The 18,593-nt window shown below is 72.8% G+C and carries 19 protein-coding genes and 2 pseudogenes; 10 read left to right on the forward strand and 11 right to left on the reverse strand.

Features of this window, described 5'->3' with window-relative positions; translation table 11 throughout:
• Positions 1–311: 311 nt before the first annotated feature.
• The gene (locus AMK21_RS22390; RefSeq protein WP_374198577.1) at positions 312–1,448 is read left to right on the forward strand and encodes a serine hydrolase domain-containing protein; all 1,137 of its coding nucleotides are present in this window, start codon (positions 312–314) and stop codon (positions 1,446–1,448) included.
• Positions 1,449–1,514: 66 nt separating this feature from the next.
• Here the strand turns inward: AMK21_RS22390 and AMK21_RS22395 are convergent, their stop codons facing one another.
• The gene (locus AMK21_RS22395; protein ID WP_073880700.1) at positions 1,515–2,318 is read right to left on the reverse strand and encodes a PepSY domain-containing protein; all 804 of its coding nucleotides are present in this window, start codon (positions 2,316–2,318) and stop codon (positions 1,515–1,517) included.
• Positions 2,319–2,504: 186 nt separating this feature from the next.
• Here AMK21_RS22395 and AMK21_RS22400 point away from each other — a divergent pair, with 186 nt between their 5' ends.
• From AMK21_RS22400 to AMK21_RS22420, 5 genes are all read left to right on the forward strand, one after another.
• Positions 2,505–2,753, forward strand: coding sequence for a DUF6296 family protein (locus AMK21_RS22400; protein WP_073880702.1), 249 nt, complete (start codon positions 2,505–2,507; stop codon positions 2,751–2,753).
• Between the two features lie 191 nt (positions 2,754–2,944).
• Positions 2,945–3,706 carry a DeoR/GlpR family DNA-binding transcription regulator gene (locus AMK21_RS22405; protein ID WP_073880704.1) on the forward strand — a complete coding sequence of 254 codons (762 nt, stop codon included), beginning with the start codon at positions 2,945–2,947 and terminating at the stop codon, positions 3,704–3,706.
• The gene (gene pfkB, locus AMK21_RS22410) at positions 3,703–4,650 is read left to right on the forward strand and encodes a 1-phosphofructokinase (RefSeq protein WP_073880706.1); all 948 of its coding nucleotides are present in this window, start codon (positions 3,703–3,705) and stop codon (positions 4,648–4,650) included. Before AMK21_RS22405 ends, pfkB begins: the two co-directional genes overlap by 4 nt.
• Positions 4,651–4,731: 81 nt before the next feature.
• Positions 4,732–6,726 carry a PTS fructose transporter subunit IIABC gene (locus AMK21_RS22415; protein WP_073880708.1) on the forward strand — a complete coding sequence of 665 codons (1,995 nt, stop codon included), beginning with the start codon at positions 4,732–4,734 and terminating at the stop codon, positions 6,724–6,726.
• 92 nt (positions 6,727–6,818) lie between these two features.
• Entirely contained in the window at positions 6,819–7,256 is a 438-nt protein-coding gene (locus AMK21_RS22420; protein ID WP_073880710.1) for a protein-tyrosine phosphatase family protein, read from the forward strand.
• A gap of 19 nt (positions 7,257–7,275) precedes the next feature.
• Here AMK21_RS22420 and lepB read toward each other — a convergent pair whose 3' ends face one another.
• The 3 genes from lepB to AMK21_RS22440 all read right to left on the reverse strand — a co-directional run bounded on the left by lepB (position 7,276) and on the right by AMK21_RS22440 (position 9,073).
• Positions 7,276–7,965, reverse strand: a complete 690-nt coding sequence (gene lepB, locus AMK21_RS22425; protein WP_073880712.1) for a signal peptidase I — start codon at positions 7,963–7,965, stop codon at positions 7,276–7,278.
• A gap of 174 nt (positions 7,966–8,139) precedes the next feature.
• On the reverse strand, positions 8,140–8,451 hold the full coding sequence (locus AMK21_RS22435; protein ID WP_073880714.1) for a hypothetical protein: 312 nt from the start codon (positions 8,449–8,451) through the stop codon (positions 8,140–8,142).
• Between the two features lie 112 nt (positions 8,452–8,563).
• Complete coding sequence (locus AMK21_RS22440; RefSeq protein ID WP_073880716.1) at positions 8,564–9,073, reverse strand: mycothiol transferase; 510 nt, start codon at positions 9,071–9,073, stop codon at positions 8,564–8,566.
• A 73-nt stretch (positions 9,074–9,146) separates the two neighbouring features.
• Between AMK21_RS22440 and AMK21_RS22445 the strand changes: the two are divergent.
• A pseudogene (locus tag AMK21_RS22445) lies at positions 9,147–9,508 on the forward strand (iron chaperone).
• A 7-nt stretch (positions 9,509–9,515) separates the two neighbouring features.
• Here the strand turns inward: AMK21_RS22445 and AMK21_RS22450 are convergent.
• From AMK21_RS22450 to AMK21_RS22475, 7 genes and pseudogenes are all read right to left on the reverse strand, one after another.
• Positions 9,516–10,511 carry an alpha/beta fold hydrolase gene (locus AMK21_RS22450; protein WP_073880718.1) on the reverse strand — a complete coding sequence of 332 codons (996 nt, stop codon included), beginning with the start codon at positions 10,509–10,511 and terminating at the stop codon, positions 9,516–9,518.
• A gap of 158 nt (positions 10,512–10,669) precedes the next feature.
• Positions 10,670–10,903, reverse strand: coding sequence for a hypothetical protein (locus AMK21_RS22455; protein WP_073880720.1), 234 nt, complete (start codon positions 10,901–10,903; stop codon positions 10,670–10,672).
• A 5-nt stretch (positions 10,904–10,908) separates the two neighbouring features.
• On the reverse strand, positions 10,909–11,580 hold the full coding sequence (locus tag AMK21_RS22460) for a TNT domain-containing protein (protein WP_073880722.1): 672 nt from the start codon (positions 11,578–11,580) through the stop codon (positions 10,909–10,911).
• Between the two features lie 193 nt (positions 11,581–11,773).
• A pseudogene (locus tag AMK21_RS33810) lies at positions 11,774–11,928 on the reverse strand (lytic polysaccharide monooxygenase); the annotation flags it as partial.
• A gap of 287 nt (positions 11,929–12,215) precedes the next feature.
• Positions 12,216–12,920 (reverse strand): DUF4230 domain-containing protein, encoded by a 705-nt coding sequence (locus tag AMK21_RS22465; protein ID WP_073881138.1) that lies wholly within the window; start codon positions 12,918–12,920, stop codon positions 12,216–12,218.
• Between the two features lie 87 nt (positions 12,921–13,007).
• Entirely contained in the window at positions 13,008–13,796 is a 789-nt protein-coding gene (locus tag AMK21_RS22470) for a DUF4389 domain-containing protein (RefSeq protein ID WP_073880724.1), read from the reverse strand.
• A gap of 182 nt (positions 13,797–13,978) precedes the next feature.
• Positions 13,979–14,698, reverse strand: a complete 720-nt coding sequence (locus AMK21_RS22475; RefSeq protein ID WP_079181227.1) for a VanZ family protein — start codon at positions 14,696–14,698, stop codon at positions 13,979–13,981.
• 146 nt (positions 14,699–14,844) lie between these two features.
• Between AMK21_RS22475 and AMK21_RS22480 the strand changes: the two genes are divergently transcribed.
• The 3 genes from AMK21_RS22480 (at position 14,845) to AMK21_RS22495 (ending at position 18,592) form a co-directional block, all read left to right on the forward strand.
• Complete coding sequence (locus tag AMK21_RS22480; RefSeq protein ID WP_073880728.1) at positions 14,845–15,345, forward strand: tetratricopeptide repeat protein; 501 nt, start codon at positions 14,845–14,847, stop codon at positions 15,343–15,345.
• A gap of 197 nt (positions 15,346–15,542) precedes the next feature.
• Entirely contained in the window at positions 15,543–16,178 is a 636-nt protein-coding gene (locus AMK21_RS22485; RefSeq protein ID WP_073881140.1) for a DUF1275 family protein, read from the forward strand.
• A gap of 1,010 nt (positions 16,179–17,188) precedes the next feature.
• Complete coding sequence (locus tag AMK21_RS22495; protein ID WP_073880730.1) at positions 17,189–18,592, forward strand: PP2C family protein-serine/threonine phosphatase; 1,404 nt, start codon at positions 17,189–17,191, stop codon at positions 18,590–18,592.
• Position 18,593 lies beyond the last annotated feature (1 nt).

Consider the following 18,593-nt stretch of genomic DNA (forward strand, 5'->3'; position numbering starts at 1 on the left):
GAGAGCCGGATGGTCCACTCCGGGGGCGGGCTCCGCCCGGCCGCCCGATGCTGGGCTCGCGGCAGCCGCCGGCCAGGGGCTGTCGTGGTCCAGGCCCAGGCCTCCCAGGGGGTCGTCGGGGGATCAGGCCCGGGACGCCCAGGGGATGTCCGGCCCGATCCGCCCCGCCGCTCCTGAGGCCCGGCCCGCCGTTTGACCGCACCTTCAGGAGGTAGCCCGTGCCCACTCGTCCCCTTCTGCGCGCCCCTTCCCGTCCGCTGCGGCGAAGAGCCGTCGTGGCCGTGCTGGCCGCCGCCTCGCTCGCCGGGCTGATGACCGGCCCGGCCCGGGCGGGCGGTGACGGGGGCGACGGCCCGCGCGGACCGCACGGTCCGGCCGACGGCGAGCTGCAGCGCAGGCTCCAGGCACTCGTCGACACACCGGGCGGGCCGCCCGGGGCCATCGCCGTACTGAAGGCCGGCGGCCGCAGCGAGGTGTACCGGGCCGGAACGTCGAAGGTGGGCACAGGCCGGCCGCCGCGGACGACGGACCACATGCGGATCGCCAGCGTGTCGAAGGCCTTCAGCGGCGCGGTCGCGCTGCACCTGGCGGACCGGGGGCGCCTCTCTCTCGACGCCACCCTCGGCCGGTGGCTGCCCCGGCTCCCGGCAGCCTGGCACCGGGTGACCGTCAGCCAGCTCCTGAACCACACCAGCGGGCTGCCGGACTACACCGAGGACCCCACGTTCATCGCCGAGTTCGCGGCCGATCCGCGCCGCCACTTCGACTCGCGCCAGCTGCTGCGGTACGTCGCCGGGGAGCCGCTGCGGTTCCGGCCGGGTTCGGCGTACCGCTACTCCAACTCCGACAACATCGCCGTGGCCCTGATCGCCGAGGCCGCGACGGGGACCCGCTACGAGCAGCTGCTGGCCGAGATCGTGTACCGGCCGCTGGGGCTGCGCGCCACCTCACTCCCCCAGGGGTACAGGCTGCCCGAGCCGTATCTGCACGGGTACGACGTGGACCCGCCGAATCCGCCGGCGGACCTCTCCACCGCGATCAGCGCCTCCGGGGTGTGGGCGTCCGGCGGCATCGTCTCCACGCCCGGGAACCTCGGCGCCTTCATCCGCGCCTGGGCCGGCGGCCGGGACCTGAGCCCGGCGGTCCGCCGCCGGCAGCTGACATTCGTGGCGGGCAGCTCCGAACCCGCGGGTCCCGGGCGCAACGAGGCCGGGCTCGCCCTCTTCGCGTACCGGACGCGGTGCGGGACCGTGTACGGCCACACCGGCAACTTCCCCGGCTACACCCAGCTGGCGGCGGCCACCAAGGACGGCAAGCGGTCGCTGACCGTCTCGCTCACCTCGCAGGTCAACAGCACGACGAACCCGCGGCTGCTGGCCACCCTCCGCGGCCTCCAGGAGGACTTCGTCTGCCGGCTGCTGGAGCGGCGCAAGCCGCACGGAACATAGGAGAAGGGGTACGCCGGGTGTCCGGCGTACCCCTTTCCCTCGCATCGGTGCCCCGTCCGGCGACGGTCAGTCGTTGTCGGTCTCCTCGCGGACGATGGTGTCGTTCTTGGCGTCCACGTCGAACGTGGTCTTCTTCCAGTCGGAGCCGACCACGTCGACCGACCAGATCACGCCGCTGCCATCGTTGTCGTCCAGGCTGACGGAGGTGACGGTCCCCTTCTTCTTCTCCGTGGCGACCTTGGCCGCCTGCTCGGGCGTCTGCGTGGCCTGGGAGAGCCACTCGGCCGTCTGTTTCTTGTCCTCGGCGTCCTGGTCCGCGTCGACGCGGGCCTCGATCACCTTGCCGTCGACCGCGTCGATCCGCACGGTGTGGACCGTGCCGTCCTTCTCGGCGACCTCCGCGACCCAGACAGGGCCGTCGGCACCCGGGCTCGCGCTCGGCGAACCGGTCGCTTCGGGGCTGCCGGTCGGACTCGCGGTGCCCGTCGGGCTGCCGGTCGCGGTCGGGCTGGGGCTCTCGCCGCGGTCGTCGTCGTCCACACCTTCCAGGTCCAGATCGACGAGCTTGCCGTTGGCCACTTCGCCGACCGCGGTCGTCGCCGCGTCGTCGAAGGCGACCTTGGTGGCATCCAGCACGCTCTTGCGTTCCCGCTGGTCCTCGGTCAGGTCCGCGGTGGCCGACGGGGACGCCGTCGTCCTCTGCGGGAGGACCTTCGCGGCTTCGGTGGCCGCGGACGTCGCGCTGTCCGCGCTCTGACCGCATGCCGTCAGCAGGAGAGCGGCGGCGGCCAGGCAGGCGGCGGCGCCGGTCGCCCTGAGGTTGCGGGAGCGTAGGGAAAGACAATTGTTTCGTCGGGGCTCAAGTCTCATGTACGCATGCCTAGCCCTCCCGGCGATCAGTCATGTTGTCCTACCGGCCGGAGTCACCCGATCGACCGGACACCTCCGCCCGTTGGCCGTCGCCAAGCCGCGCGCCGCTCCCCGGGCGGGGCGCACCCGGGTGCGAAACAATGGAGGCGGGGCCGGATGTCGTCATGGCCCCGCCGGGAGGCCGTCATGGAGCACACGGAGCGGTACGAACTCATCTTCCAGATGTCCGGCGCCGAGGACGACGTGGTCGCCGTCCGGCTGACCGACCGGACCGGAGCGGGCGGATCTCCCGTGTACGAGGACGAGACCGGGATCGTCCGCGCCGAGATCAGCGACCGGGGCGAGGTCCGGATGCTCGCCAGCGGAGGACACCAGGTCCCCGGAACCCCGCTGCTGGCCCGGCCACTCACCGAGGGGGTTCCCGGGAGGCACTGAGCAGACCGGTCACGGACCACAGGCGGGGCGTATCGGCGAAACGGTGCGCCCCGCCGAGCTGTGCGTCCGTCGGTGCGTATCTCGCGCCCGCCCCTGCCCACCTCTCGCCCGAATGTGTTTACTTTCCCAGACCTCGGACGTAACCTGAGCGCGAAACCACAGACTCGGGCATGAAACGGATACGAAACCACATGTACGCACCGGAGCGTCAGCAGGAGATCCTCCGCCTCGCCCAGGAGAGCGGCCGGGTCGACGTGCTCTCCCTGGCCGAGGAGTTCCAGGTGACCGCCGAGACCGTCCGGCGGGATCTCAAGGCGCTGGACCGGGCGGGGCTGCTGCGCCGGGTGCACGGCGGTGCCATCCCGGTCGGGCGGCTCGATTTCGAGCCCGACCTCGCCGAGCGGGACGCCGTGGCCGCCGACGAGAAGGACCGGATCGCGCAGGCGGCGCTCGCCGAGCTGCCGGCGGACGGCAACGTGATCATCGACGCCGGGACCACGACGGCCCGGCTCGCCGCGGCTGTCCCCGTCGATGCCGCGCTGACCGTGGTGACGCACGCCCTGCCGGTCGCCGCCCGTCTCGCCGACCACCCGGGCATCGCGCTGCACCTGGTAGGCGGGCGGGTCCGGCACCGGACGCGGGCGGCGGTCGACGCCTGGGCGCTCAGCGCGTACGCCGAGATCAGCGCCGATGTCGTCTTCCTCGCCACCAACGGCTTCTCGCCCGACAGCGGCCTCACCACGCCCGACCTCGCCGAGGCCGCCGTGAAACGCGCGGTGGTCAAGGCCGCCCGCCGGGTCGTCCTGCTCGCCGACTCCGGCAAGTTCGGGCAGCGGCACTTCGCCCGCTTCGGTGACCTCACCGACGTGGACCTCCTCATCACCGACACGGGCCTCAGCCCCCACGACGCCCGCTCCATCGAGAGCCGGGGCACGGAAGTAGTACGCGCATGATCCTCACCGTCACCCCCAACCCCAGCCTGGACCGGACCTACGAGCTGCCGGACCTGGTCCGCGGCACCGTCCTGCGGGCCACGGCCGACCGCGTCGACCCGGGCGGCAAGGGCGTCAACGTCTCCCGCGCGGTCGCGGCGGCCGGCCACCGCACGGTCGCCGTCGCCCCGATGGGCGGGCCGGAAGGCGCGCTGCTCGCCCGGCTGCTCGGCGAGCACGGCATCGAGGCGGCCGGAGTCCCGGTCACCGGCAGCACCCGGATCAACGTCACGCTCGTCGAACCGGACGGCACCCTCACCAAGATCAACGCCACCGGGCCCGAGCTCAGCGCCGCCGAGGCGGAGGACGTCCTGGAGGCGGTGCGCACCCGCTCGGCGTCCGCCGACTGGATCGCGTGCTGCGGAAGCCTGCCGCGCGGGCTGCCGCCGCGGTGGTACGCGGAGCTGGTCGCCCGGAGCCACCGGGCGGGGGCGCGGATCGCGCTGGACACCTCCGGTGCGGCGCTGACCGCCGCGCTGCGGGAGGGGCCCGACGTGATCAAGCCCAACGCCCAGGAGCTCGCCGAGGCCGTCGGCCGTCCGCTCGCCACGGTGGGCGACGCGCTGAAGGCGGCCGAGGAGCTGCGCGAGCGGGGCGCCGGGGCGGTGCTGGCCAGTCTGGGGGCGGACGGGCAGCTGCTGGTGGAGGAGGCCGGGGCGTACTTCGCGACCGCCCGCGTGGCGACCGTACGCAGCAACGTCGGCGCCGGGGACGCCTCCCTCGCCGGCTTCCTGACGGCGGGCGGGCACGGGCCGGGGGCGCTCGTCTCGGCGGTCGCCCACGGGGCGGCGGCGGTGCAGCTGGCGGGAAGCCTGATGCCCGCTCCGGCCGACCTCGACCCCGCGGCGGTCGCGCTGAGCACCGATGTCCCGCTGGACCGCCCTCTGACGGAGCCTGCCCCATGACCCCCGCACTCCCCCTACAAGCCCGCAGCATTCCATCCCCCCGAGCCGCCGCCCGGCGGTCCCCGAGCAAGGAGCACCGCGATGAGTGAGCTGATCACCGCGGAACTGGTCGACCTCGATCTGTCCGCCGCAACGAAGGACGCCGCCGCGAGGTCGCTCGCCGAGCGGATGGTGGCCGCGCACCGCGTCACCGACCTCGACGGCTTCCTGGCCGATGTCGCCGCCCGCGAGGCGCAGATGCCCACGGGCCTCGACGGCGGGATCGGCATCCCGCACTGCCGGAGCGAGCACGTGAGCGCCCCGACGCTGGCCTTCGGGCGCAGCGCCCGGGGCATCGACTTCGGCGCGGCCGACGGCCCGGCGGACCTCGTCTTCCTCATCGCCGCGCCGGCCGGGGCGGACGACGACCATCTGACGATCCTGTCGGGGCTGGCCCGTAGGCTGATGGAACCGGAGTTCACCGCCGCCCTGCGCGCCGGGGACGACCCGGGGGCCGTCGCGGCGCTGATCCGGGGCGAGGAGCCGGTACCGGAGCCCGAAGCCGCAGCGCCGATACAGGCAGCTGATGACACCGACGACAGCACCGACACCCCCTTCCGGATCGTCGCCGTCACCTCCTGCCCCACCGGCATCGCCCACACCTACATGGCCGCCGAGTCCCTGACGGCGGCCGGCCGTGCCGAGGGCGTCGAGGTGACGGTGGAGACCCAGGGGTCGGCCGGCTTCAGCAAGCTGGACCCCGCCGTCATCGCCCGGGCCGACGCGGTCATCTGGGCGCATGACGTCGAGGTGCGGGAGAAGGCCCGCTTCCGGGGCAAGCCGCTCGTGGACGTCGGAGTGAAGGCGGGCATCAACCGGCCCGCCGAGCTGATCGCGGAGGCCCGCCGCAAGGCGGAGCGCGGTGAGATCGCCGCCGTACCGCAGGGCGGGGACGGGCCGGCGGACGGCGGATCAGGTGCGGACAGTGCGCACTTCGGAGTCCGGTTGCGTACGTATCTCATGTCCGGCGTGAGCTACATGGTGCCGTTCGTCGCGGCGGGCGGCCTCCTGATCGCCCTGTCGTTCGCCATCGGCGGCTACGAGATCGCGGACGCCAAGTCGGTCGCCGACCACTTCGTCTGGGGCCAGGCGGACAGCTGGGCCGCGCTGCTCAACCAGATCGGCTCCGCCGCCTTCGGCTTCCTGGTGCCGGTGCTGGCCGGGTACATCGCGTTCGGGATGGCCGACCGTCCCGCGCTGGTGCCCGGCTTCGTCGGCGGGGCGATCGCGCTCACCGTCGAGGCCGGGTTCCTCGGTGGTCTGGTCGCCGGTCTGCTGGCCGGTGCGGTGGTGATGGCCATCCAGCGGGTCCCGGTCCACGCCACGCTGCGCGGGATCATGCCGGTGCTGGTGATCCCGCTGATCGCGTCGGCGGTCGTCGGGTTCCTGATGTTCATCGTCGTCGGCAAGCCGATCGCCGCGCTGCAGAGCGCCCTCACGGACTGGCTCAACGGTCTGTCCGGCTCCAACGCGGTCATCCTCGGCGTCGTCCTCGGCCTGATGATGTGCTTCGACATGGGCGGCCCTCTGAACAAGGTGGCGTACGCCTTCGCGGTCGGCGGTCTCGCCGATCCGACCGACGGAAGTCTCAAGGTGATGGCGGCGGTCATGGCGGCCGGTATGGTCCCGCCGCTGGCGATGGCGCTCGCCACCACCGTACGCAAGAAGCTGTTCACGAAGACCGAGCGGGAGAACGGCCGGGCGGCCTGGGTGCTGGGCGCCTCGTTCATCAGCGAGGGCGCGATCCCGTTCGCCGCCGCCGACCCGCTGCGGGTGATCCCCTCGGTGATGGCGGGCGGCGCGGTCACCGGTGCGCTGTCGATGGCCTTCGGGTGCACCCTGCGCGCTCCGCACGGCGGCATCTTCGTCGTCCCGCTGATCGGTGAACCGTTCCTGTACCTGCTCGCGATCGCCGCCGGAACCCTCGTGGCGACCGCGCTGGTCGTCCTGCTCAAGGGCGCCCGCCGGACGGTCGCGGTACCTGCCGACGAGGCGGGGGCCACGGCCGCCGCCTCCCGGGTGGGTGTGACCGCCTGACCCCGTCGCGCCGACGGAACGGGGCACAAGGTCTCTGATCTTGTGTCCCGTTCCCTGCTCCGGGCCCGCTTCCGGTCGCTAGATTCGACGGCATGACCGACAGCTGGGACGCGGCCGACCGGGCCGTCCTGACACTGCCCTCCGGGCGCCGCATCCGGGGTCGTGGCCTGCGCAACCCCCTGCCCGAAGGCCCCGAGCCGGACTTCGCCCTGTATCTGCTGGGCCGTACGCCTCCCGAGGTCGGCTGGGAGTCACGGTGGCTGCGGTGGCCGGACTTCCGGCTTCCGGCCGACCCGCACCAGGCCCGGGAGCTGCTGGAGGAGGTGTGGCGGCGGGCCCCGGGCGAGCGGGTGGAGGTGGCCTGCGGGGGCGGGATGGGGCGGACCGGGACGGCCCTGGCGTGTCTGGCCGTGCTGGACGGGGTCCCCGCCGAGGAGGCGGTGGCGTTCGTCCGCCGCGGGTATCATCCGCGCGCGGTGGAGACCCCGTGGCAGCGGCGCTACGTACGCGGGTTCGGCCGGCCCGGGTAGCCCCGGACGGGCCCCGCTGTCAGCTCGTGGAGAAGGTGGCGGGGACGGGCAGGGTGTTCCAGCGGCCGGCCGGCCAGGCGATGACGACGGCCCGGCCGACGACCTCGTCGACCGGGACCATGCCCTTGTTGCGGTCGTCGCTGTGGTAGCGGGAGTCCGCCGACGCCTGGCGGTGGTCGCCCATCACCCAGAGCTCGCCCTGCGGGACGGTGACCTTGAAGGTGCCCTTGCCGTCGTCGCTGCACGGGGTGTTGCCGGGGAACACATAGGGCTCGTCCAGGGCCTTGCCGTTGACCTTCACCGGTCCGTCGCCCGCGCACTCCACGGTGTCACCGCCGACGCCGATCACCCGCTTGATGAGGTCCTTCTCCTCGGCGGACGGCATCACACCGATGAAACTCAGCACCTTCTGCACGGTGTTGGGCGGGTCGACGGCCACGTCGTCGAGCCAGCCGTCCGGGTCGTGGAAGACGACCACCTCGCCCCGTTGCGGCTCGGATCCGAACCACGGGGTCAGCTTGTCGACCAGGACCCGGTCGCCCTTCTGCAGGGTGTTCTGCATGGACTCCGACGGGATGGAGAAAGCCTGGACGAGGAAGGTCTTGATGAGCAGGGCCAGGATAAGGGCGATTCCGACGAGGAGCGGGAGCTCCACCCAGAACGGCCGGTGTCTTCTCGTCCCCGCCCGCCGTGCACCCGCACGCACCATTGCGCCGCTCCTCGCCCCGTGAACCGCTCACCCGCCCCGGTGGGGAACGGATCTTGTCGGTTCACTCTATGGGGCGTGACGGACGCGGCGGGTCGCGCCTCCGGGCACGGGCGCCAGGGAGGCGGGGGCGGAACGCTAGGAGGCGGGGGCGGGCGGTGCGGCGGGGGCGGAACGCTAGGAGGCGGGGGCGGGCGGTGCGGCGGGGGCGGTACCGTCCGGCGGGACCGTGGCCCCGTCACCGGCGCGCACGGCCTCGACCACGCTCTGGTGGAAGGCCCGGCTCTCCTCCTCGGAGGTGCACGGCACGGGGCTGCCCGCCAGAGTGAACCAGTCGGACGAGCCGCTGTACTGCACGGCCACCGACGCCTGGCCGTCGGACCACGTCGTGTGCACCGTGAGGTCTCCGCTCAGGATGCCGGCTTCTTCGGTGCGGACTCCGCCTGTTCCCGCGAAGACACCGCTGGTCGTCCACGATGCCCAGCTCATGACGTGTCGCCTTTCGGATGATGACAAGCCTCTGCGGCGGACTGCTTCCGAGTATGGCACCGCTGCCTGGAGGGTGCACGGGTTGCGGAGGTGCTTCCTCCGCAACCCCGTCTCACGCGCGTTCCCGTACGCCCCGGACGAATGCGGCCTGGCCCGCGTGCTGGAGGTCTTCGGCGATGACGCTGATCAGCCGGACGCCCAGGGTGACCGGGGGCGACCAGGCCTCGTCGACGATGCGGTCGAGGGCGCGGCCGTCGATCCCGCGGACGAACCCGAGGGTCTGTTCGTGGACGGCGTCGTAGTAGCCGAGGAGCAGGTCCGCGGAGTCGACGCGGACGGCCGCGACTTCTTCGCTGCTGTGCCCGAATCCGGTCGCCTCCTCGTCGAAGGGGAGCCCGAAGCGGTCGGACCACCCCTTGGTGAGCCAGACCTGGCCGGTGCCGGCGGCGTCGGCGATATGGTCGTCCTGGACCCGGGTGAGGTGCCAGATCAGCCAGGCGATCGAGTTCGCTCCGTCGTCGAGCCGGGCGTTGAGATCGTCGGCCGAGAGCCCTTCGGCCGCCGCGTGGACCGCTTCCCCGACCCGGCCGAACGCCTCGGCCAGCATGTTCGCACTGTTCATCCGTTCACCTTCGCCTCCTGGCCCGCGCGAACCACGCTCCGACACACGTGCGCCGCCCGCTGAGGATCGGCACATGGTCCAGAGCGGCGCGCAAGACGTCGATCAGTACCTCGCCGACCTGCCGGAGGCCCGCCGTGGCGCGCTCACCGAGCCGCGCGCTGTGCCGCGCGGAGCTGACGCGGTTCCGGGAGGTGATGGCGTACGGCATGCCCGCCTACGAGCGGGACGAGGCCGGCGGGATCGCCTTCGCCGGCCAGAAGCAGTACATCGTTCTCCCTCCTGCGCACCGATGTCCGTGACGCGTTCGCGGACCGGCCGGCCGGCCGCGACATGGGCAGGGGGTGCCTCCGCTTCCGTACGCCGGAGAGGATCGACTTCACGCTCGTACGGGATCTGCTCCGGGCGACGGCGGCGACCCGCGGCCCCGCCCGCTGAGTACGTCCTACCGCAGGCCGTCCAGCCACTGCGTCAGCAGCAGGTTGACCTCGTCGGGGCGTTCCTGCTGGATCCAGTGGCCGCAGCCGTCGAGGATGTGCGCGGCGGACAGGCCGGGGAGGGTGGCCGGGTAGGCGTCGATGGCGTCCGCCATCCATGTGGTGGAGGCGTCGAGGGAGCCGCCGATGAACTGGGAGGGCTGGTTGATGGGCGCTCCGTGCCAGGCCGCGAGGTCCTCCCAGTCGCGGTCGACGTTGCGGTAGCGGTTGAGGGCGCCGGTGAAACCGGACCGTTCGAACTCCCCGCTGTAGACGTCGAGCTCGGCCTCGGTGAGCCAGGCGGGCAGCGGGCCGGTGGGGAAGCGGTCGGCGAGCTGGGCTCCCGGGGGTACGAAGAAGAGCCGGCCGTGCTCCTCGGGGGTGAGGGCGCCACCGGTCAGCCCGGTGTAGAAGCCGGTGAGCCAGCCGCGTACGTCCCGTTCGATCTCCGCCTCGGCCCGGCCGGGGGCCTGGAAGTAGCTGACGTAGAACTCCTCGTCACCGCCGATCCGGGCGAAACCGTCGCTGGGGCGGTGGTCGCCCCGGGGCGCGTAGGGGACGCTGAGCAGGCCTACGGCGGCGAAGACGTCCGGCCGGAGCAGGGCGCTGTTGGCGGCGATGGGCGAGCCCCAGTCGTGGCCGACGACGGTGGCGGTCTCCTCGCCCAGGGCGTGGACGACGGCGGTGTTGTCGGCGACGTGGGCGAGCATGCGGTACGCGGCGGTGGCGGTGGGCTTGGCGGAACGCCCGTATCCGCGTACGTCGATGGCGGCGGCCCGGTATCCGGCGGCGGCGAGCGCGGGGAGTTGGTGGCGCCAGGAGTACCAGGACTCGGGGAAGCCGTGGACGAGGAGGACGAGGGGGCCGGTGCCCTGCTCGACCAGGTGGATGCGGCCGCCGGGGGTGTCCACCAGGCGGTGGACCGCGCCGGGCGGGGTGGCGGGGTCCGTCAGGGGCTGCGGCACGGTTCCTCCTCGGGTGCCCCAGGGGTGCGGGGCGGATCGTGACGGGGCGGCCGGGCGGCCGGGCCGGAGTCCGGCCGCCCGTTCACGATCATTCGGGGGCGTCCGCCGCCCGCACAAGGATCTTTGCCGGACCGGCAAAAGGGGAGCGCGAAGGGCGGTCAGACGAGCAGCCGCAGCAGGTGCGCGCAGGCGGCGGCCTCGTCCGGGTGGCGGGCGAGGACTTCGTCCCGGCCGCGTTCGTAGGCGCCGGTCTCCCATCCGCCGTCCGCCGCCCGTCGCACGAAGAGGAAGTCGGGCGGCGTGGGGACCGGCTCGTGGACGCCTTCGATCCGGTAGTAGCCGCCGGGGATCGAGGCCTCCATGAGTGCGGCGTGCAGCGTCCGACGGTCCACGGGGATTACGCGCCGGCGGGTGTGAGGTAGCCGTGGTCCAGCAGCCACTTCACGTTCAGCCGCTCGCCCTCGCCCGGGTTCAGGAAGACCGGGTCGAGCTTGATCTGCCGGCCGCCGCCGGGCTGCTCGAACCACGGGGCGATGCTGCCCTGCCAGACCCAGAAGGGCTTGGCCACCTTGTAGACGCGGTAGTCGCAGGGGGTCGCCGCCTCCCGGGTGTTGAGGTTCTGCGGAGGCAGGGCGCGCTCGGCGTAGGCGTCACCGGCCGGGGCCAGGTAGCCGCCGTACTCCGAGCCGAAGCGGTCCAGGCGCTGGCCGGGGCGGAGCTTGGAGGGCTCCTTGTCGATCTCGCCGTTGACCTCGCCGAAGCCGTCGTTGGGCGGGTACTTCCAGCTTCCGGTGTCCGCGGGCCCCTCCCAGTACTTCTTGAGGAAGGCCTGCGGGGAGAGGTCGCCGGTGCGCTGGTAGCCCTTCAGGAGCGGGCCGACCGGGGCGAGGCGGTTGTTCGGCAGCCACTTCGGGCCGAGCCGGGCGTCGCCGCGGTATTCGCCGGTGCAGGGTTCGTGCCGCTCGGCGGCCACCGGGACGTCCGGCTGCGGGGCGGCGTTCGCGGCGGGGGCGGTGATCAGTCCGGCGGTGATGCCGAGCGCGGCAAGTACGGTACGCATGCGGTTCATTCAGGGATCCCCTCGAGCACTGATGATCAATCAGACAGCTGACGAAGAGTATCCGTTCGGCTACCTGGAGCATCCGCGCCATGCCGCTTTCCGGCCAGGACGACCGTGCCGGTGCTTGAGGGAACAGCATCGCGCCCCGGCCGGGTGGAGCTGGGGCCCGGCCGGGGCGCGATGGGCGAAACGGTGCCTGCGGCTAGCCGACGTTGACGTCGACGCAGGCGTAGAAGGCGTTCGACGTGTCCGCGATGTTCCAGACCGCGAAGACCTTCTGCTGACCGGTCTTGTTGCCGAAGTCGACCTGATCTTCTCGCCGCCGACGAAGTACTGCCAGGTGCTGGTCGAGTGCCGGGGTCGCGTGCATGCTTCTCCTTCACGTGAGACCGCACCGCGCGGTGGCGGGCCGTGGGGGGCCGGCTTCGACGGCGAGGCCTCGCGAGTGTGCGGCCCCTACGAGGCGCGAAGGGCCGCACGTCCCCTGCCGGACAGGCCTGATGACCGGCGCCGGAAGGGCCTTGCACGTGGCCTGGACCATACTCACCGTCGCGTACGCGTCAAGGTAGCTGCGCGAGGGGCGGGAGGCACGGAGGCCGGGCGGGCCGCGACGGACGATCGCCTCGCCGGGCCGCGGCGCCCCATCAGCCCTGGTCGTCGCCGTAGCGGACGGTGACGCGCTCGAAGCCGAGGGAGCCGAGCAGTCCCTTCAGCATGTCCGCGGTGTTCTTCTCGGCGCGGGCGGTCAGCCCGCTCTCCTTCGCCGCCTCACCGATGTGCCGGACGGCCAGCTGGTTGACCGCCTGCTCGCTGCTCGGGTTGTCGGAGAAGAGGTCGCCGAGCCGGTCCAGGATTCCGCGCTGCTTGGAGACGGCGTAGGAGCGGTCCGGGTCCAGGGCCGGCTTGCCCAGCACCGCGTGCGGCAGCCGGATCTCGGCGGTGGTGCGGTCCTCGTTGATGACGACCCCGTCCTCGGTGGCCTTCCCGAGGTCGACGGAGGCGCCGACGGTCCCCGCGCCGACGAACAGGGTGCGGGTGCCGCGTACCGCGTCGGGCAGGAACTTGGCGTCCTTCTCCAGGTCGACGACGACCTGGAAGTTGCCCGAGGCCGCCTCGTACGCGCTCATGTCCTGGATCGACTTGAGGACCGCGGGGCCCGACCGGTCGTGGGTCTCCTCGCCGAAGAGGCTGTCGAGGCCCGGCAGCAGGCTGAGCTTGCCGGCGGCGAGGATCAGGGCCAGGACGGCGGCGCAGGCGCCGACGGCCTTCAGCAGGCCCCGCCCGGGTCGGGACGTGGGCTTCTTCCCGCTCTGCGGGGCGGTATCCGTGGTTGCGTCGCTGGACGTCATGGACTGCATGTGACCCCCAGGCGCGTTTTCAACCCATCTCCGCTGCCAAATAAGCCAGTTCGGGTAGACGGTTGCAGACGGCCGGCCTCAGGGGCGGCCGGTCAGCTCCGTGGTGTCGTCGGAGGTCGAGGTGGTGGTCACCGACGTGGTGACGTTGCCGGCGAGGCCGAGCACCAGGAAGAGCACCACGAGCCACTTCGCTGCGCTGCTCATGACCAGCGGCCGGGTGGCGGAGCGGGAGTGTCCCTGGGCCACGGCGAGGCCGTCGTCGCCGAAGAGGCCCTTGGGGTAGGCCGGGGTGAGCATCATGGCGTACGCGGAGAACCGCATCCGGTAGCGCAGGGTGGCCGCGGTCGCCTCGAACAGGGGACGCGGCATCCGGCCGAGGACCAGCGTGATGACCCACCACACGAAGGCCAGGGCCCACCAGCCGTAGACGGCGAGGTTCTGCACGATCGCCGCCGGGATCATCAGGAAGATCCGGAAGAGGACCGCGAGCCGGTTGAGGGCGGTGGGCCGTACGTCGATCTGGACCGGGTAGTCCGGCGGCGGGGTCAGCGCGAAGGGCGGGTAGCGGTCGATCAGGAGCATCTGGCTCGCCGACACGCGCAGGTCGTACCCGAGGAACTGGGCCAGGAACCGGAAGACGGGGTCGGGCAGCCGTCCCAGCACCAGGGCGGCGAACCAGCCCGCGATGACGGTGAAGAAGGCCGCGATGTGCAGGAAGAACAGCACGATGAAATGGGGGATCAGGAGCAGCAGCCGGAAGAAGACCGTCAGCCGGCGCTGGCGGCCGGGCTCGACGATGTCGAGGACGGGCCGGAACTCGTCGGCGTCGATCTCCTTGCGGCCCGGGCTCCACCGGCCGTCGGCCATGTCGCTCCTCCTCGGCAGGGAGTCCGTGCGGCAGTCGCGCGCAGGACATGCCCCCACGCTGCGGCCCCGCATGACGGCCTGCAAACGGCCGCGGCCCGAACGGGTGGCCGGTCCCTGCAGCGGTGAGCGCTGGCGTCCGGTCCGGTGGGCGCCTGCGGCACTGCTCCGGTGGCCCCTGGGGGTCAGCGCCTGCGGAGCCGGTCCAGCAGGGCTCGGCCGGAGCCGGGCTGGGCGCCGTCGCCGGTGGGGCGACCGCTCGCACCCCTGGCCTTCGTCAGGCGCGTACGGCCGGTCCCCGTACCCGCCTTGGCCGACTCCTTCGCCTTGGTCGTGCCCCGGGTATGCGTCCCGGTCTTCGTCTTCGCTCCGGCCTTCGTCAGGGTCTTCTCCTTGGTCCGGGAGGGCGTCGCCCTCTCCTCGGCCTTCGGCTCCGCCTCGGGTGTGACCGCCTGGGCCCGCGGAGCGTGTGCGTGCGCGTGGTAGCTGTGGCTGATCCGGCGGCCCAGCAGGAAGTAGCCGAGCAGGGCGCCCGACGTATTGAGGATGACGTCGTCGATGTCGAAGGCGCGGCCGGTGACCAGGGCGCCCTGGACCAGTTCCACGAGGATCATGGCGGCGGCGGTCAGCAGCGTCATGCTGAGCATCCGCAGGCGGCGTGGCACGAGGAACGGGAGCAGCAGCCCGAAGGGCACGCCGAGCAGCAGATTTCCGCCCGCCTGCTTGCACGCGGCGAGGAACGTGTAGTCCTCGGCGTACTGGCGCAGCGACCGGCCCGGCCGAAGATTCGATGTGACGATGTCCTCGGAGGCCGGCGAGGGGGTGAGTGTCACCTTGGCCAGGAGGACGGAGAACACCACCAGCCCCAGCAGCACCACGGTCAGGACGGTCACCCTCAGCAGCACGCGTGCCCATGTCCCCTGTCGCGTACGGGGTCTCGTCTCTGCAGTCATGGGGGACAGGTGCCCCCGCCGCGGCGGAAAACACCCGGGTGGGCGTCCGGGCCTAAAAATCGCTCGGCCGCCCGGTGTCGCCTGCGACGATGGATCTCATGAGCGCATGTGAGAAGAAGGACCTGCTGGCCGAGACCGACCGGCTGCGCGAGGAGGGCCGGGCCGGGGAGGCGCGCGAGCGGCTGCTCGCCCTGACCGCCGCGTTCCCCGACGACGCGGAGGTGGCCTACCGGACCGCGTGGGTCCACGACGTCCTGGGCCTGGAGACCGAGGCGGTGGCGTACTACGAGCGCAGCCTGGCGGGGACAGGGCTCGGCGCGGAGGACCGGCGGGGGGCGCTGCTGGGTCTGGGCAGTACCTACCGGGTGCTGGGGCGGTACGGGCAGGCCGTGGAGACACTGCGCCGGGGCGTCGAGGAGTTCCCGGACGACGGGGCGCTCAAAACGTTCCTGGCGATGGCCCTGTTCAACACGGAGGAGCACCACGAGGCGATGCAGCTGCTGTTGCGGGTGGTGGCGTCGACCAGTGAGGACCGGCACGTCCAGCAGTACCGGCCGGCCATCGAGCACTACGCCAAGGACCTCCACGAGACGATGTGACCCGGGTGCTCCGGCCCGCCCGGCCGGAGCACCCGGGGGCGGCACCGGACAGCGGGGCGGCGCATCCAGCGCGGCGCGCGGCATCGGAGCGTGTGCGTACCGAGAATGCTCGCGTGCGTTCCCCTTCCCCGCCACCGTCCCCCTCTTCCGCCGCGCCACGGGCGGGCGGCCCCTCCCGGCGCGGCGTGTGGGCGCTGCTGCTCCTGTCCGCGGCCTCCGGGGCGGCGGATGCGTTCGCCTTCCTCTGTGTGGGCCAGGTCTTCGCGGGGGTGATGACCGGGAATCTGGTCCTGCTGGGTGCCTCGGCGGCCGGAGCGGGCGAGGACGGCGTGGCCCTGCGAGTGGTCACCGCGTTGGCGGCGTACGCGTGCGGGGCGGCGGCCGGGGCGCTGACGGCCGGGCTCCCCCTGGGCCTGACGCTGCTGGCCGAGTCCGTCCTGCTCGGGGCGGCGGCCGTGCTGTGGGGGTTCGGTCTGGTCGCGTCGGACGGTGACCGGCTCGGGCTGCTGGCCCTCGTGTCGCTGGCGATGGGCGTCCAGGGGCGCGTCCGGGTGACGCCGACGAACTATTTCACCGGGACCCTCACCTCTCTCGCCGGCCGTGCGGCGGCGCGGCAGCTGGAGCCGGGGGACGCCTGGGTGCTGGGCCGGCTGGGGGCGGTGGTGGCCGGGGCGGCACTCGCGGCGCTGACGGAGCGGTGGTGGAGCCCCGGGGCGGCGCTGGGTGCGGTGGTCCTGGTGGCGGGGGCGGCGGTTCTCGAAACCGGGTGGCGCGGGGGCCGGAACACCGGGAAGCCCCGGCCGGATCGGGGGAATCCAGCCGGGGCGGCTTGAGTGCGGGCGCGAAGGGCGGTCGCCTCTCGGCGAGGGGCTCCATGGGGCTTCGGCTGTGCGAGCTTTCCCCATGGGCTGTTGGTGAGGCCCGGGGACACTGTCCCCCCACACCCACGTGTAGATGAACGATAAACTATCTCGGGCTGTTCCCGGGAACCCGCCCTCGTGGATGTGATCCACGGCACGGAATCTCCTGTTCCACCGTCGGCCGGAGCCGGCGCGGTCAGCTCCGGGACGCCTCGTACGGGCCGCCGCAGGGACAGCAGCCGGGCGAACGGCTCGGCGAGCTCCGCGGCGACGTCAGCCTCCCCCTCATCCCAGGCGACCCGGTCGGCCACCGCCCACGGGTGCGTACGGCGGTCGAGGAAAGCGGGGCGGGGCAGCTCGCGCAGGGCGGCGTGGAAGGCGCGGCCGGCGGCGACGACCCCATGCCACCGCCTGCTGGGGCCGGGGCGACCGTCGATGAACTCGCGGCCGTCCAACCCTCCACCACGACATTCCCTTCGGCCGACCGCAGCGGCCGCGGCACACGGAATCCGCCACCCCGGGGCAGCCCCTCGAAGACGGACGCGGCCCACTCCGACTCACCCTCGGTTCCCTCCGCGGGTTTGAGGACGGCCCCGCCCACCCGCACGCTGCGCCCCTGACCGCCGGGCAGCGGCTCGGGGATGCCGCGCACACCGAAGGCGTCGAGGGCGGACCGCCGGGGGAAGGATGACACTCGACTGCTCGGGCATGCGAGGCATCCTGCCGGGCGGCCCCGCCGCGCGCACGCGCAATCGCTTCCGGCCCGTTCACCGAGGGCGCCTATGCCCTGGGCACAGGCCAACACCCCTCAAACGTACGCCCGTTCGGAGGCTTGCCCCTCCCGTACAGCCTATGGCATATGCCAGAAGCAACCACACATCGAGTGTCGTCGAATCCCTTACGGGCCGCCGCAGCCTGTGCGACAGTCGAGAGCGGCCGCCCCCTCAAGACCCGGCCGCACCGCGCCTGTATCGGAGTACGAGATGCCGTCCCATCTGTTCGCGGACCGCCCCGCACCACAGCCCCCCGCGCACGATGCCGTCGACGCCCTGATCCACCGCGCGCGTCGACTGCGCGGAGACGTGGACGCCGTGGGGCGGAACACGGCGATGACCGACGAGGACGACCCCAGGGCGCGCTGGCAGCGCGCCCTGTGCGACCTGGCCGTCCAGCACCTCGACAACCTCGACCAGCATCTGGGGCAGCTCAAGGCGGGTCCGCCGGCCCAGCGCTCGACGGACCGGGGCGACCGCGTGACCGCGGACGGCGCGTCGGCGAACCGGGTGGGCAGCGCCGAATGGAACCTCCTCACCGACGAGGTCAGCTGGTCGGAGGAGTTGTACGAGATCTTCGGCCGGCCCCCCGGTTCACCTCCCCTCTCCCTGGACGACCTGCCGTCCGTCCTGCTCCCCGACGACCAGCCGAAGCTGACCTCCATGGTGACGGGCTGCCTCGTGGACGGGCAGCCGATGGACGGGGAGTTCCGCATCGTGCTCCCCGACGGCCAGGTGCGCACGCTGCACATGACGGGCGAACCGGTCCTCGACTCCGAGGGCTGCACCGCCTCCATGTGGGCCGTGCTCCGGGACGTCGGGGAGCTGCGCCGCAGCGAGGAGACCGTCAGCCGGAACCGGGACTCGGCCCGGCGCGACGAGCGCACGCGGCACCGGATGGCCACGGAGGTCCAGGAGACCGTCATGCCCCCATGGCGCGGTTCGCTCCCCCTCCCGGCCAAAGGGCCCCGCGCCCTGGACATCGCCGCCCACCACCTCCCTTCCGCCGCCGGCGGCGGCCTCATCGGCGGCGACTGGTACGACGCGATGGAGCTGCCGGACGGCCGGACCCTGCTGAGCGTCGGCGATCTGTCCGGGCACGGGATTCGGGCCACCTCGGCCATGGCCATGATGCTCGGCGCGCTGCGCGGCATGGCCATCGCCGGTATCGAGCCGGGCGCCCTGATGGGTCACCTCGACCACCTCCTCGAAACATCGATGCAGCCCGTGGGCAGCGCCCTGTGCTGCCGCTTCGACCCGGCGACCGGCCTCCTCTCCTTGGCGCAGGCCGGAAACCCCGCGCCCCTGCTCTTCCGCGACGGAACGGGGCGCCGACTACCGTCCCTCGAAGGGGCGTTGCTCGGTGCCGCGTCCCAGGTCGCCTACGAGCAGGACGAGGTGCGCCTGCTCCCCGGCGACGTGCTCGTGCTGCACACGGACGGCCTGACGCGGCGCGGCGACCGGGGTGCGGGCCCGGAGCGGCTGCTCGCCCTCGCCTCCCGCTTCGCACAGGCCCGTGACGCACAGGAGTGCGTGCGGGGCGTGGTCGAGGAGTTCGGCGGGACCGAGCGCCTGGACGACGCGTGTGTGCTGGTCGCCCGGATCGGGGCGTGAG

The organism is Streptomyces sp. CB00316 (genome assembly GCF_001905595.1).
Classification (GTDB): Bacteria; Actinomycetota; Actinomycetes; order Streptomycetales; family Streptomycetaceae; genus Streptomyces.

Coding starts and splice junctions, on each gene's coding strand:
- AMK21_RS22390 (WP_374198577.1), top strand. CDS start 312: ATGACCGGCCCGGCCCGGGCGGGCGGTGACGGGGGCGACGGCCCGCGC.
- AMK21_RS22395 (WP_073880700.1), bottom strand. CDS start 2,318: ATGAGACTTGAGCCCCGACGAAACAATTGTCTTTCCCTACGCTCCCGC.
- AMK21_RS22400 (WP_073880702.1), top strand. CDS start 2,505: ATGGAGCACACGGAGCGGTACGAACTCATCTTCCAGATGTCCGGCGCC.
- AMK21_RS22405 (WP_073880704.1), top strand. CDS start 2,945: ATGTACGCACCGGAGCGTCAGCAGGAGATCCTCCGCCTCGCCCAGGAG.
- pfkB (WP_073880706.1), top strand. CDS start 3,703: ATGATCCTCACCGTCACCCCCAACCCCAGCCTGGACCGGACCTACGAG.
- AMK21_RS22415 (WP_073880708.1), top strand. CDS start 4,732: ATGAGTGAGCTGATCACCGCGGAACTGGTCGACCTCGATCTGTCCGCC.
- AMK21_RS22420 (WP_073880710.1), top strand. CDS start 6,819: ATGACCGACAGCTGGGACGCGGCCGACCGGGCCGTCCTGACACTGCCC.
- lepB (WP_073880712.1), bottom strand. CDS start 7,965: ATGGTGCGTGCGGGTGCACGGCGGGCGGGGACGAGAAGACACCGGCCG.
- AMK21_RS22435 (WP_073880714.1), bottom strand. CDS start 8,451: ATGAGCTGGGCATCGTGGACGACCAGCGGTGTCTTCGCGGGAACAGGC.
- AMK21_RS22440 (WP_073880716.1), bottom strand. CDS start 9,073: ATGAACAGTGCGAACATGCTGGCCGAGGCGTTCGGCCGGGTCGGGGAA.
- AMK21_RS22460 (WP_073880722.1), bottom strand. CDS start 11,580: ATGAACCGCATGCGTACCGTACTTGCCGCGCTCGGCATCACCGCCGGA.
- AMK21_RS22465 (WP_073881138.1), bottom strand. CDS start 12,920: ATGACGTCCAGCGACGCAACCACGGATACCGCCCCGCAGAGCGGGAAG.
- AMK21_RS22470 (WP_073880724.1), bottom strand. CDS start 13,796: ATGGCCGACGGCCGGTGGAGCCCGGGCCGCAAGGAGATCGACGCCGAC.
- AMK21_RS22480 (WP_073880728.1), top strand. CDS start 14,845: ATGAGCGCATGTGAGAAGAAGGACCTGCTGGCCGAGACCGACCGGCTG.
- AMK21_RS22495 (WP_073880730.1), top strand. CDS start 17,189: ATGCCGTCCCATCTGTTCGCGGACCGCCCCGCACCACAGCCCCCCGCG.